Origin of the sequence: Aliishimia ponticola, from assembly GCF_004803475.1 — a bacterium.
GTDB lineage: Bacteria > Pseudomonadota > Alphaproteobacteria > Rhodobacterales > Rhodobacteraceae > Aliishimia > Aliishimia ponticola.
On record NZ_SRKY01000002.1, the window covers coordinates 64,187 to 75,532 of the forward strand.

Annotated in this window: 12 protein-coding genes; 9 read left to right on the forward strand and 3 right to left on the reverse strand. The window is 62.0% G+C overall.

Annotated features, from left to right (window positions below):
* Positions 1 to 172: 172 nt before the first annotated feature.
* Positions 173 to 1,138, forward strand: a complete 966-nt coding sequence (locus E4Z66_RS06650; protein ID WP_136462228.1) for a porin — start codon at positions 173 to 175, stop codon at positions 1,136 to 1,138.
* A gap of 96 nt (positions 1,139 to 1,234) precedes the next feature.
* Complete coding sequence (locus E4Z66_RS06655) at positions 1,235 to 1,894, forward strand: YggS family pyridoxal phosphate-dependent enzyme (protein WP_136462229.1); 660 nt, start codon at positions 1,235 to 1,237, stop codon at positions 1,892 to 1,894.
* Between the two features lie 31 nt (positions 1,895 to 1,925).
* Here the strand turns inward: E4Z66_RS06655 and E4Z66_RS06660 are convergent, their stop codons facing one another.
* Positions 1,926 to 2,420: a L,D-transpeptidase family protein gene (locus E4Z66_RS06660; RefSeq protein WP_136463044.1), complete on the reverse strand. Its 495-nt coding sequence runs from the start codon at positions 2,418 to 2,420 to the stop codon at positions 1,926 to 1,928.
* 8 nt (positions 2,421 to 2,428) lie between these two features.
* Complete coding sequence (gene ribA / locus E4Z66_RS06665; RefSeq protein ID WP_136462230.1) at positions 2,429 to 3,514, reverse strand: GTP cyclohydrolase II; 1,086 nt, start codon at positions 3,512 to 3,514, stop codon at positions 2,429 to 2,431.
* A gap of 173 nt (positions 3,515 to 3,687) precedes the next feature.
* On the opposite strand from ribA, the gene E4Z66_RS06670 reads away from it, so the two are divergent.
* From E4Z66_RS06670 to E4Z66_RS06690, 5 genes are all read left to right on the forward strand, one after another.
* Positions 3,688 to 4,374: a response regulator transcription factor gene (locus E4Z66_RS06670; RefSeq protein ID WP_136462231.1), complete on the forward strand. Its 687-nt coding sequence runs from the start codon at positions 3,688 to 3,690 to the stop codon at positions 4,372 to 4,374.
* A 242-nt stretch (positions 4,375 to 4,616) separates the two neighbouring features.
* Complete coding sequence (locus tag E4Z66_RS06675; RefSeq protein ID WP_136462232.1) at positions 4,617 to 5,405, forward strand: exodeoxyribonuclease III; 789 nt, start codon at positions 4,617 to 4,619, stop codon at positions 5,403 to 5,405.
* Positions 5,406 to 5,500: 95 nt separating this feature from the next.
* Positions 5,501 to 6,421, forward strand: a complete 921-nt coding sequence (gene trxA / locus E4Z66_RS06680; RefSeq protein ID WP_136463045.1) for a thioredoxin — start codon at positions 5,501 to 5,503, stop codon at positions 6,419 to 6,421.
* Positions 6,422 to 6,448: 27 nt separating this feature from the next.
* Positions 6,449 to 7,093, forward strand: a complete 645-nt coding sequence (locus E4Z66_RS06685; protein ID WP_136462233.1) for an LON peptidase substrate-binding domain-containing protein — start codon at positions 6,449 to 6,451, stop codon at positions 7,091 to 7,093.
* On the forward strand, positions 7,090 to 7,284 hold the full coding sequence (locus tag E4Z66_RS06690; protein WP_136462234.1) for a Trm112 family protein: 195 nt from the start codon (positions 7,090 to 7,092) through the stop codon (positions 7,282 to 7,284). Before E4Z66_RS06685 ends, E4Z66_RS06690 begins: the two co-directional genes overlap by 4 nt.
* A gap of 107 nt (positions 7,285 to 7,391) precedes the next feature.
* Here the strand turns inward: E4Z66_RS06690 and E4Z66_RS06695 are convergent, their stop codons facing one another.
* On the reverse strand, positions 7,392 to 8,648 hold the full coding sequence (locus E4Z66_RS06695) for an FAD-dependent monooxygenase (RefSeq protein ID WP_136462235.1): 1,257 nt from the start codon (positions 8,646 to 8,648) through the stop codon (positions 7,392 to 7,394).
* A 48-nt stretch (positions 8,649 to 8,696) separates the two neighbouring features.
* Between E4Z66_RS06695 and E4Z66_RS06700 the strand changes: the two genes are divergently transcribed.
* Together E4Z66_RS06700 and E4Z66_RS06705 are read left to right on the forward strand one after the other, a co-directional pair.
* Positions 8,697 to 10,025 carry an amidase gene (locus E4Z66_RS06700; RefSeq protein WP_136462236.1) on the forward strand — a complete coding sequence of 443 codons (1,329 nt, stop codon included), beginning with the start codon at positions 8,697 to 8,699 and terminating at the stop codon, positions 10,023 to 10,025.
* A gap of 130 nt (positions 10,026 to 10,155) precedes the next feature.
* A complete protein-coding gene (locus tag E4Z66_RS06705; protein ID WP_136462237.1) occupies positions 10,156 to 11,334 on the forward strand; it encodes an aminotransferase class I/II-fold pyridoxal phosphate-dependent enzyme in 1,179 nt (392 codons plus the stop codon).
* Positions 11,335 to 11,346: the final 12 nt, after the last annotated feature.

The following is an 11,346-nucleotide window of genomic DNA, read 5'->3' on the forward strand; positions in this document are numbered from 1 at the left end:
GCTTTGCGAGAGGCGGTTTCGGCGGGTGTGGCAAAGCTGCACCATCTGCGGCGATGTTGATGGCAGAAATTGGACGGTGCTTGCAAAGGAGGGGGGAAAAGAGCGAAAGGTTTGTCCGTACCCTCACCGGATTCCCCGGTTTGGGATTGAATAGAAAACCGAGGGAAAACTCATGAAAAAAGTTCTCTTCGCTACGACCGCTCTCGTCGCCACAGCCGGCGTTGCAGCAGCGGACGTAACCTTCGGTGGTTACGGCCGTTTCGGTCTGTACTACCAAGAAGACGCAGCCAACGAAACAACCATCACCAGCCGTTTCCGTCTGCAAATCGACGCGACTGCTGAGTCCGATGCCGGCGTGACCTTTGGTGCACGCGTTCGCATGCAGCAAGACAACGACGATCCGATCGACACCGGCGACGTTGCCGCAGACGGTTTCTCCCCGTCCGGCACCTTCCGCGGTGACCGTGTCAGCACAGGCATGAACGGCGTTCGCTTCTTCGCACGCGCTGGCGGCCTGGAAGTCGGCGTTGGCAACATCTTCGGCGCTCTGGAATCCATGCCGGGTCAATACCCGATCGATCTGGGTCTCACAGGCCTGGGCTACGAGTACACAGCGTACAACTTCCGTGGCGCAGCTTACGACTCCGATGAAGGTGGTTCCGCAGGTCTGGGTGGCGTTGAAGTCATCTACACATACGGCGACTTCACAGTTCACGCGTCGTTCGACAAAACTGACTCGGTTGCTGGCGACGGCAATCTGGACGGTGACCGCGCAGCGATCTACGGTGCATACGCATGGAACGGCTGGACGTTCGCTCTGGGTCTGCAAGACTCCGACGTCGACACCGACACCGAAGTTACTGCTTCTGTGAGCGGCGACATCGGCCCGGCCAACGTGACGCTGGCATATGCTGACAACGGCACAGACGGCGACCACTGGGTTCTGGCAGGTCGTTTCGACGTTGGCGCATCCACCAACATCGAAGCATACGTTGCTGACGCGGATTACTTCGACGAAGAATCCTACGGTATCGACTTCAACCACTCCCTGGGTGGCGGTACGTCGCTCCGCGGTGGTATCGTGAAGTACTCCAGCGGCACAACAGCTGCTGACCTGGGTGTTCGCTTCAACTTCTAAGTTGATCTGACATCTGACAGATTTGGGGCGATGCTTCGGCGTCGCCCCTTTTCTTTTGCGGGTGTCCTTTGACCCGCTTCATGGCATATCGGGGCCATGACTGGACTTCATGATATTCAAGCGCGAGTCGCGCAGGCCGCAGAAGCGGCGGGCCGGGATGCCGGAACCGTCAAACTGATCGCTGTCAGCAAGGTGCAGCCGATTGAGCGGGTGGAGGCCGTGCTGGATGCCGGTCATCGCGTGTTCGGCGAAAACCGCGTGCAAGAGGCGCAAGGCAAGTGGCCCGCGCTGATGGACCGATATGACGGGGTGGAACTGCATCTCATCGGTCCGCTGCAAAGCAACAAGGTGCGGGCCGCGATGGAGCTGGCTCATGCGATCCATTCCGTTGATCGGCCCAAGCTGGCCGGGGCCATTGCCAGAATCGCGGATGAAACCGGGCGCTGTCCCGATCTGTTCATTCAGGTGAATACGGGCGAAGAGGCGCAGAAGGCCGGGGTGTTGCCCGCCGATGCTGACAGCTTTGTGGAGGAGTGCCGCAAGCTGAGCCTGCCGGTGGTGGGGCTGATGTGCATCCCGCCCGTGGATGAAGAGCCGTCGCTGCATTTCGCGCTGCTGGCCAAGATCGCGGCGCGCAACGGGTTGCCCGGCCTTTCAATGGGGATGAGCGGCGATTTCGAACGCGCGATTGCCCTTGGCGCGACCCATGTGCGGGTCGGGTCTGCCATTTTCGGGGATCGTGTGCCCGCCGCTTGAGGATCGGTCAGGCGGCGATTCTGGGCAGCGCTCAGGTGACGATCAGGCGCGTCTCATACCGGATGAGCGGCGCGATATGGTGCAGGGCTTCGCGTGGCAGGGCCACGCAGCCCTCCGTCGGATAGCCCGGCCGCCGCCACTGATGGATGAAGATGGCAGAGCCGCGCCCCTTGCGGGCATAAGGCCAGTTCCAATCGGTCAGCAGCACCAGATCATAAAGCGGATCGGCTCGGCGCAAGACCTCGTGGCTCGCGCCATAGGGCGCGCGCACCATCAGGTTATAGTCAGCGTCGTCTGGATCGTCGGACCACAGATCGCCGGGCAGAATCGGTACGGCCCAATCGGTCGGCGGGGCGATCCGGTCAGGACGGTAAAGCATCCCGACAATCCGGTGGAGGCCGCGCGGCGTTGCGCCATCGCCTTCCCGTTTGTCCGCAGTCAGACCACCGCGCCCAATCGTGCAGGGATAGGTCTGGCCCAGGAAGCGCAGTCCGCGCGGGGTCAGCACCATATCACCCGGATGCACTTTGCGGATCACAGCAGGTGGCCCGACTTCGCCATCTTGGTCGCAAGATACCCGGCATTCTGCGGCGTCTGCCCCACTTTCAGGGGGACACGCTCGGTCACGGAGATGCCGCAGTTTTCCATCATCGCGATTTTTGCGGGGTTGTTGGTCAGCAACCGGACCTTTGAAAAACCCATCCGCGCCAGAATATCCGCGCCCAGCCGAAAATCGCGTTCGTCATCTTCGAAGCCCAGCCTGTGGTTCGCCTCGACCGTGTCGAAGCCCTGATCCTGCAGCGAATAGGCACGCATCTTGTTGGCCAGCCCGATGCCGCGCCCCTCTTGGTTGAGGTATAGCAGCACGCCCGCGCCTTCTTGGCCCATCTGAGCCAATGCGCCGTGCAGTTGCGGCCCGCAATCGCATTTGAGGCTGCCCAGAACATCGCCCGTGAAGCAGGCAGAGTGCAGCCGGGCCAGAACGGGCTTGTCGCGGTCGGGGCGGCCGATTTCGACCGCGTAATGTTCCTCGCCGCCATCTTCGGGGCGGAACACATGCAAGCGTCCGGCCTCAGACACGGACAACGGCAGCCGGGCGGAAACGACCGGGGCCAGCACATTGGGCGCGGCAAGCGCCGGGATCACCTGCGCGAGCGGCAGGCGAGTCAGATCGTTTTGGGTGGCAAAGCCAATGGAGGGAGACGGGCACAACAAGGCTGCCGGAAGCAGGCGCGCAGATTTGACCAGATGCAACGCCGCCCGGTGCGCCGCCGCATCGCCGCCACGTTGGGCAATCAGTGGCCCCTTCATGGGTGTTTTCAGATCATCCGCCGGATCAGCCACGCCCAAGACCCAGGGCAGGCGCGCATCGGGCGGCAATTCGATCCGGGCAAGGTCGCCGTCATAAGCCGCAGCTTTCAGAACGCGCGCCCGGTGATCCGTAATCGCGATCACGGCGTCGGGGGTCATCGCCTGAACACCGGCGAGGCGTTGCTCCGATATCGTTTCGGCGGCGAAGGCCAGCATCGGCTGCGCGCCTTCCAAAACGACGGGCAGACCCATACGCAAATCAGCGCGGGCACGGGCAAGACGTTCGTTCAAGTCAGGGGCAAAAGTCATGAGTCATCCGGGTATCAGTCCTGCCCGATGTAACCATTGGGCCGGGAAATTGAAACATTCTGTCGTAAATGTCGTCGTGAACAACACGAGCCTGTGAGGCGATTGTCGCAAATATTGCCTATTGCGTGAGGCACCCGCACTTATCTTTCAACACGCAACAGGAGGGCTCGATCATGGGGCAACTCAAGAAAATCTTGCTGGTCGATGACGACGAAGATCTGCGCGAGGCGCTGAGCGAGCAACTCGTCATGACCGAAGATTTCGATGTCTTCGAAGCCGGCAACGGCACCCAGGCGATGGAGCGCGCCAAGGAAGCGATCTATGACCTTGTCATCCTGGACGTGGGCCTGCCCGATACGGATGGGCGCGAACTTTGCCGGTTGATGCGCAAGCAGGGCGTGAAAAGCCCGATCCTGATGCTGACCGGCCATGACAGCGACGCCGACACGATTCTGGGTCTCGACGCTGGTGCGAACGATTATGTGACCAAACCGTTCAAGTTCCCGGTGCTTCTGGCGCGGATCAGGGCGCAATTGCGGCAGCACGAGCAATCCGAAGACGCGGTGTTCCAGCTTGGGCCGTATACATTCAAGCCTGCGATGAAAATGTTGATCACGGAAGATGATCGGAAAATTCGTCTGACTGAAAAAGAAACCAATATTCTCAAGTTCTTGTACCGTTCGACCGAAGGCGTCGTGCCGCGGGACGTGCTTTTGCACGAGGTGTGGGGCTACAATGCTGGTGTGACGACACATACATTAGAGACACACATCTACCGGTTGAGACAAAAAATTGAACCAGACCCGTCAAACGCCCGCCTTCTTGTGACCGAATCCGGTGGTTACAGATTGGTCGCATAGCGAGTTGCGATTGATACAAATCAAGGTTGGTATTCGGGGTTTGTTTCATTAGGTTTTCTGTTCCCGCCGCAGGCCCGGGTTATGGCCTGCACCTCCCTGTTGGAACTGGCCGGGCCTTGTGCCCGGTCTTTTTTTGTCTGCTCGCCGGGGCGGGTGGCTTATGCGGTGCGCCGCGCTCTCTGGTGCATGGGGGCAAAAGCGGGTAGGGCCGTCGGGCGTTCAGTTAGACGGAGGGGAGCCCCATGGCATTCACATTGGCGACGTGGAACATCAACTCGGTACGGCTGCGGGCCGGGTTGGTCGAAAAGCTCATGACCGAAGAAGCACCCGACGTCCTGTGCCTGCAGGAATGCAAAAGCCCGGTCGACAAAATCCCGCTGGACGGGTTCGCCGCGCTTGGCTACCGGCACATGGTTGCGCGCGGGCAAAAGGGATATAACGGCGTCGCGATCCTGTCGAAACTGCCGATTGAAGAGGTCGGGGCCGAGGATTTCGCATCGCTGGGGCACGCGCGCCACGTGGCGGCGCGGCTCGAAAACGGTGTGACGGTGCATAACTTCTATGTTCCGGCGGGGGGCGACGTGCCTGACCGCGAGGTGAACGAGAAATTCGGGCAAAAACTCGATTACCTGACAGAGATGCGCGACTGGTTCCATTCGGACCGACCCCAGAAGGCCATTCTTGTGGGCGATCTCAATATCGCCCCGCGCGAGGACGATGTTTGGAGCCACAAGCAGCTTTTGAAGGTTGTCAGCCACACGCCTGTCGAGGTGGAACAACTGGCGCAGACACAGGATGCGGGCGGCTGGGTCGATATCACGCGCAAGGACATCCCCGAGGGGCAGCTTTATTCCTGGTGGTCCTATCGGGCAAAGGACTGGTCTGCGGCGGATAAGGGTCGGCGGCTGGATCATGTCTGGGCCACGCCCGATATCGCCAATGCCGGTCATTCAAGCCGTGTGCTGCGCGATGTGCGTGGCTGGGAAAAGCCGTCGGATCACGCACCGGTCTTTGCCAGCTTCGATCTTTGATGCGGCGAAACCGCCTCGCGAACGGCAGCCCCTTGGCACGCGCAGTGCTTGTCGCCATATAGGGCGGTAAGAGAATGCTGCTATCGGAGGATGAAATGGTCGATCTCAATCTTGGTGGCGAAACCGCAGGTGGCGCCGACCTGATCAAGGACGGTAGCGAAGCGACGTTCATGGCGGATGTCGTGGACGCGTCTATGACAGTGCCCGTGATCGTGGATTTCTGGGCGCCGTGGTGCGGCCCATGCAAGACCTTGGGCCCGATGCTTGAGGACGCGGTGCGCGCGGCCAAGGGCGCGGTCCAGATGGTCAAAGTCAACGTGGACGAGGCGCAGAACATCGCCGGCCAGTTGCGCATTCAATCCATCCCAACGGTCTATGCCTTCTGGCAAGGGCAGCCGGTGGACGGCTTTCAGGGCGCGGTCCCGCAATCGGAAATCAAAGCCTTCGTGGACCGGGTCGTTGCGGCCTCTGGCGGGCAATCGCCCGGCGATACGCTGGCTGACGCCGTCGCGGCGGCCGAAGAGATGCTGACCGATGGTGCGGCGGTGGATGCGGCGCAGACCTTTGCCGCGATCCTTGGCGAAGATCCGCAAAACGCCGCAGCGTATGGTGGCATGGTGCGCGCGCATATCGCGATGGACGATCTGGATCAGGCCGAGGCGATCCTGAACGGCGCTCCGGTCGAAATCTCGACCAGCCCGGAACTGGAAGCGGCCCATGCGCAGCTGGAACTTGCGCGGCAAGCAGCCAATGCCGGGCCTGTGGCCGAATTGCAGGCCGCGGTCGAGGCCGCGCCCGACGATCATCAGGCGCGCTTCGATCTGGCGCAGGCGCTTCATGCGGCCGGTGATGCAGAGGGGGCGGTGGACCAGCTGCTTGAGCTGTATCGTCGCGACAGCGAGTGGAACGATGGTGCTGCCAAACAGCAGCTTTTCACCGTCTTTGATGCGCTCAAGCCGAACGACCCGGTCGTGTTGAACGGACGTCGTCGTTTGAGCTCGATGATATTTGCCTGATCGTGAAACGAGACTAGGTTGCGCAGTATGCTGACATATGGCGACCTACCCGACATCATCCCGATTTTTCCTTTGCCCGGGGCATTGCTGCTTCCGCGATCGCGGTTGCCGCTGCATCTGTTCGAGCCGCGCTATTTACAGATGCTGGAAGACAGTCTGAAAACACCCGAACGGCTGATCGGCATGGTCCAGACCCATGCGCAGCCGGACAAGGACGAAGCTGCCCTGCACAAGATCGGCTGTGTCGGGCGCGTCACCCAGTTCTCGGAAACCGAGGATGGGCGCTACATGATCACTTTAAGCGGTGTGTGCCGCTTCCGCATTTTGGATGAGGTGTCCGGCTTCACGCCCTACCGCCGTTGCAACGTGTCATGGGACGGGTTCCAGCGCGATCTGGGATCGGTGGAGCAGGACCTTGGCTTTGACCGGGAGGCGTTTCTGGAATTGCTGGGCCGCTACTTCGATGCGCGGTCGCTGTCGGCGGATTGGGAAACGCTGAAAGATGCAGAGGATGAGCTGCTCGTCAATTCGCTGGCGATGATGCTGGACTTCGAACCGGAAGACAAACAGGCGCTGCTGGAAGCCCCATCCCTGAGCACCCGGCGCGAAACGCTGGTGACATTGATCGAATTCGCCCTGCGCGGCGGACAAAGTGACGAGGTACTTCAATGAGCGAAACGCCGGAACGGCAGACCGGGTTCGACCGGCGCATGTTGGAGGCGCTGGTCTGTCCTTTGACCGGGGCCACGCTGAGCTATGATGCAGAGCGTCAGGAGCTTGTTTCAGACCGTGCGCGGCTGGCTTTTCCCATCCGTAACGGCATCCCGATCATGCTGGAAGACGAGGCACGCGCCCTGTCCTGAGCCATGCGTGACCTGCCGGAGCGCCATTCGGCGCGCGTGATAGTTCGCGTTCATGCCACGCAGGCATTGAGGGGCTGCCCCCTCAAACTCCCCAGTCAGATACCCGGTTAAAGCGGCTGACCGCGCAGCAGCTTGGGAAGCTCGCCCGTCAGCCCTGCCGCTTCGCGGATAAAGCCGCGTCGCAGGGCGGGGATCGACTGGACCGCACCCATCCCGATATCCCGAGCAAAACGCAGGATGGGATTGTCATTGGAGAAGAGGCGGTTGAAGCTGTCCGTCGCCAGGGCGAGCGCGGCTGTGTCGAAGCGGCGCCATTGCTGATAACGGTCCAGAACGGTCGGCGCGCCAAGGTCTTCGCCGCGTCGGCGCGCGTCGCACAGCACCTCGGCCAAGGCGGCCACGTCCCGCAGCCCGGCATTAAGACCTTGCCCCGCAATCGGGTGCATTCCATGCGCGGCATCGGCCACCAGTGCGAGGCGCGGGGCGATGAAACTATTGGCGAGGCTCAGCCCCAGCGGATAGGTGAACCGCGCACCGGCAAGTGAAATCTCGCCCAGGAAACTGCCGAACCGGGGGCGCAGATGCTCCAGATATGCGGCGTCTGACAGCGCATTGATCCGTGCCGCGTTCTGCGTGGTTTCCGACCAGACGATCGAACTGCGGTTCCCTGTAAGCGGCAGGATCGCCAGCGGTCCGGGGGGCATGAAGAACTGATGCGCCACACCGTTATGCGGTTTTTCATGGGCGATGGCACAGACCAGCGCGGTTTGGTCATAGCCCCATGCCATGCGGCGAATTCCAGCGCGCTCTGCGGTGCCACTGCTGCGTCCGTCGGCCCCGATCAGCAGTGCCGCCGAGATCGTATCGCCCGTACTCAGCGTCACTGTAACGCCGGGTCCAGCGGTGTTTTGCGCGGTCACTTGCGTCGATGGTCGGTGGGTAATGCCCGAAGTCGTCGCAACTGCGTCCAGCAGAGCGCGGCGCAAGTGCCGGTCTTCGATCATGTAGCCCATCGGGCCTTCTTCGATTTCGGCGTGATCGAAATGCAAGAAGAACGGCGACGGGCCTTCGCCCGCGCGGCCATCCGTGACCTTGATATCCAGCATCGGCTGCGCGTCGGCGTCCAGCGCAGGCCAAATCCCGAGCGTCTGCAAGAGGCGCTGTGAGGACAGGGCAATCGCATAGGAGCGGCCGTCGAAATCGGTCTGCCGCTGCGCGTCGACGGAGAGCGCATCAACCAGAGTCACGGTCATTCCGGTCTGGGCAAGCGCCAATGCAAGGCTGGTTCCGGCGAGGCCGCCGCCGGTTATGACGATATCGGTATCCATGTCGCAGATATTGGCCCGCAGCTTGGGATTGTCCATGCGCTATCGTGTCGTTACCGTCGCCGCGTTACATTGCAGGGGACAGGCATGGTCGAATGGCAAGGCAAGAGCGCAGCAGAGCTGGGGCGCGGGATCGCGGCAGGGCAGGTGGACCCGGTGGAGCTGACATCAGCCTATCTGGAGACTGCCGAGGCCCATCCGCAAAGTGGCCGGATTTATGCGCGCCTGACGCCGGACCGGGCCCTGGCCGAGGCACATGCCGCACGGGGTCGCGCGCGCACCGGGATGCGGCTTTCTGCGCTGGATGGCGTGCCGATTTCGTGGAAAGACCTGTTCGACACGGCAGGGATCGTGACCGAAGCGGGCTCTCTCCTGTTGGAAGGCCGGGTGCCAACACGCGACGCGCGGGTGCTGCAAAGCGCGACGGCGATGGGGCTGGTCTGTCTGGGCAAGACCCATATGAGTGAACTGGCGTTTTCCGGTCTGGGGTATAATCCGTCGACCGAAACTTCGCCCAATATCAACGATGCGGGGGCGGTTCCGGGTGGGTCGTCTTCGGGGGCGGCGGCCTCGGTGGCCTTTGGTCTGGCCCCGGCGGCGATCGGGTCGGATACCGGCGGGTCTGTGCGCCTGCCCGCCGCGTGGAACGATCTGGTTGGTCTGAAAACGACGCATGACCGGCTAAGCCTTGATGGGGTCGTGCCGCTTTGCCTGCGCTTTGACACGGTTGGGCCTTTGACCCGCACGGTGGAGGACGCCGCGCTGCTGCTTGCTGCGATGGAAGGCACCGTCGCGCCTGATCTTGGCGGGGCGTCGCTGCGCGGCGCACGTCTTGCGGTGCTTGAGACGATTGCGCTGGAGGATGTGCGCGATGCGCCCGGTACCGCATTCGATGACGCCGTGCGCCGGCTGGAGGCCGCAGGCGCGACAATCCAGCGGATCAAGGTCCCGGAGCTGGCCGAGGCGATGGGCTTTGGCGGTTCGCTGTACACGGCAGAGGCCTACGGACTTTGGAAAGACGTGATCGAAGCCGCGCCGGACAAGATGTTCGCCGAAGTGCTGACCCGCTTCCGCCTGGGCGGAGAGGTCAGCGCGTCCGATTACGTTGCCCGCTGGCGGCGGCTCGCCGATATTCGCGCGGCCTATGCGGCGGCAACAGCCGGGTTCGACGCGGTTCTGGTGCCGACGGCTGCCAGCCTGCCGCCGGAATTGGCGCGGTTGCAAACCGACAGCGACTACTTCATCGCAGAAAATCTGCTGGCGCTGCGCAACACCCGGATCGGGAACCTGATGGGCCTGTGTGGACTGACCTTGCCCACGGGTGTGCCAAGCTGCGGCATCCAATTGATGGCCGGGCCGGGGCAGGATGTGCGCTTGCTGCGCCTTGGGGCCGCGGCAGAAGCGGCGCTGGCCTGAAAGGGCGGCGCTGTCCGAAAAGCCACAAATTTGCCACGTTAACTTTGTTGTGCTGGACGCGGCGACTCACGCTCTGTTAGTTTGACCTCAAAGCGGGGCGCAACGATCCCGCATTCGAGGCAGTACTGGCATGTTTCCCGAGCGGTTTGCGAACCTTCCGGCCTATGCGTTCCCGCGTTTGCGCGCCCTTCTGGATGTGCATGAACCGGGCGGCGAGGTCGTGCATATGACGATTGGAGAGCCCAAGCACGCTTTCCCGGCCTTTGTCACCGAGGTGATTGCGGCCAATGCGGCTGGGTTCAACTCTTACCCACCCAATGAGGGCACGCCGGGGCTGCGACAGGCGTTCTGCGACTGGGTGGCGCGGCGTTATGATGTGACCTTGGATGCGGATCAGCATGTGATGCCGCTGAACGGGACGCGCGAAGGGCTTTATAACGCGACGATGGCGCTGTGCGCCGAGCGTAAGAACGGCCAGCAGCCGACGATCCTGATGCCGAACCCGTTCTATCAGGTCTATATGATTGCCGCGATTGCGGTCGGGGCGCAGCCGGTATTCGTGAATGCCACGGAACAGACTGGGCACCTGCCGGATTTCGCGGCTTTGCCGGAAGACCAGCTTGCGCGCTGCACGGCCGTTTACATCTGCTCGCCCGCCAACCCGCAGGGTGCGATTGCAAGCGAAACCTATTGGTCCGATCTGATCGATCTGGCTGAAAAGTACGATTTCCGCATTTTCGCGGATGAATGCTATAGCGAGATTTACCGCGACACGCCCCCGCCGGGCATTTTGAGTGTCGCAGAGGCGAAAGGCGCGGACCCGGAGCGGATCACCGTGTTCCATTCGCTGTCCAAGCGGTCCAACCTGCCGGGGTTGCGGTCAGGATTTCTGGCTGGCGGGCCGGAAACGATCAAGGCGGCCAAGCAGTTGCGATCCTATGCCGGAACCCCCTTGCCCCTGCCGCTTCAGGCGGCGGCGCAGGCGGTCTGGTCGGACGAGGCGCATGTGGATGAGAACCGCCGGCTTTATCGCGAAAAGTATGAAATCGCGGATCGCGTGCTGGGCAATGTGCCCGGGTACAAGACGCCCGATGCGGGGTTCTTCTTGTGGTTGCCGGTCGAAGATGGCGAGGCTGCGGCGCTCAAGCTGTGGCGCGAAACGGGCGTGCGGGTTCTGCCGGGCGCATATCTGGCGCAGGACGTCGATGGGTTTAACCCCGGTCAGGGGTATGTTCGGGCCGCTTTGGTGGCCCCAAAAAACGAGACAGAAGCGGGGCTGACGTTGCTTCGTGACTGTCTGTATCAATGAATAACAAGAGGT

What these genes read in the sequence shown, in the direction of transcription:
- trxA (WP_136463045.1), top strand. Translation starts at nt 5,501, where the DNA reads ATGGTCGATCTCAATCTTGGTGGCGAAACCGCAGGTGGCGCCGACCTG.
- E4Z66_RS06650 (WP_136462228.1), top strand. Translation starts at nt 173, where the DNA reads ATGAAAAAAGTTCTCTTCGCTACGACCGCTCTCGTCGCCACAGCCGGC.
- E4Z66_RS06700 (WP_136462236.1), top strand. Translation starts at nt 8,697, where the DNA reads ATGGTCGAATGGCAAGGCAAGAGCGCAGCAGAGCTGGGGCGCGGGATC.
- E4Z66_RS06675 (WP_136462232.1), top strand. Translation starts at nt 4,617, where the DNA reads ATGGCATTCACATTGGCGACGTGGAACATCAACTCGGTACGGCTGCGG.
- E4Z66_RS06690 (WP_136462234.1), top strand. Translation starts at nt 7,090, where the DNA reads ATGAGCGAAACGCCGGAACGGCAGACCGGGTTCGACCGGCGCATGTTG.
- E4Z66_RS06685 (WP_136462233.1), top strand. Translation starts at nt 6,449, where the DNA reads ATGCTGACATATGGCGACCTACCCGACATCATCCCGATTTTTCCTTTG.
- E4Z66_RS06695 (WP_136462235.1), bottom strand. Translation starts at nt 8,648, where the DNA reads ATGGACAATCCCAAGCTGCGGGCCAATATCTGCGACATGGATACCGAT.
- ribA (WP_136462230.1), bottom strand. Translation starts at nt 3,514, where the DNA reads ATGACTTTTGCCCCTGACTTGAACGAACGTCTTGCCCGTGCCCGCGCT.
- E4Z66_RS06655 (WP_136462229.1), top strand. Translation starts at nt 1,235, where the DNA reads ATGACTGGACTTCATGATATTCAAGCGCGAGTCGCGCAGGCCGCAGAA.
- E4Z66_RS06670 (WP_136462231.1), top strand. Translation starts at nt 3,688, where the DNA reads ATGGGGCAACTCAAGAAAATCTTGCTGGTCGATGACGACGAAGATCTG.
- E4Z66_RS06705 (WP_136462237.1), top strand. Translation starts at nt 10,156, where the DNA reads ATGTTTCCCGAGCGGTTTGCGAACCTTCCGGCCTATGCGTTCCCGCGT.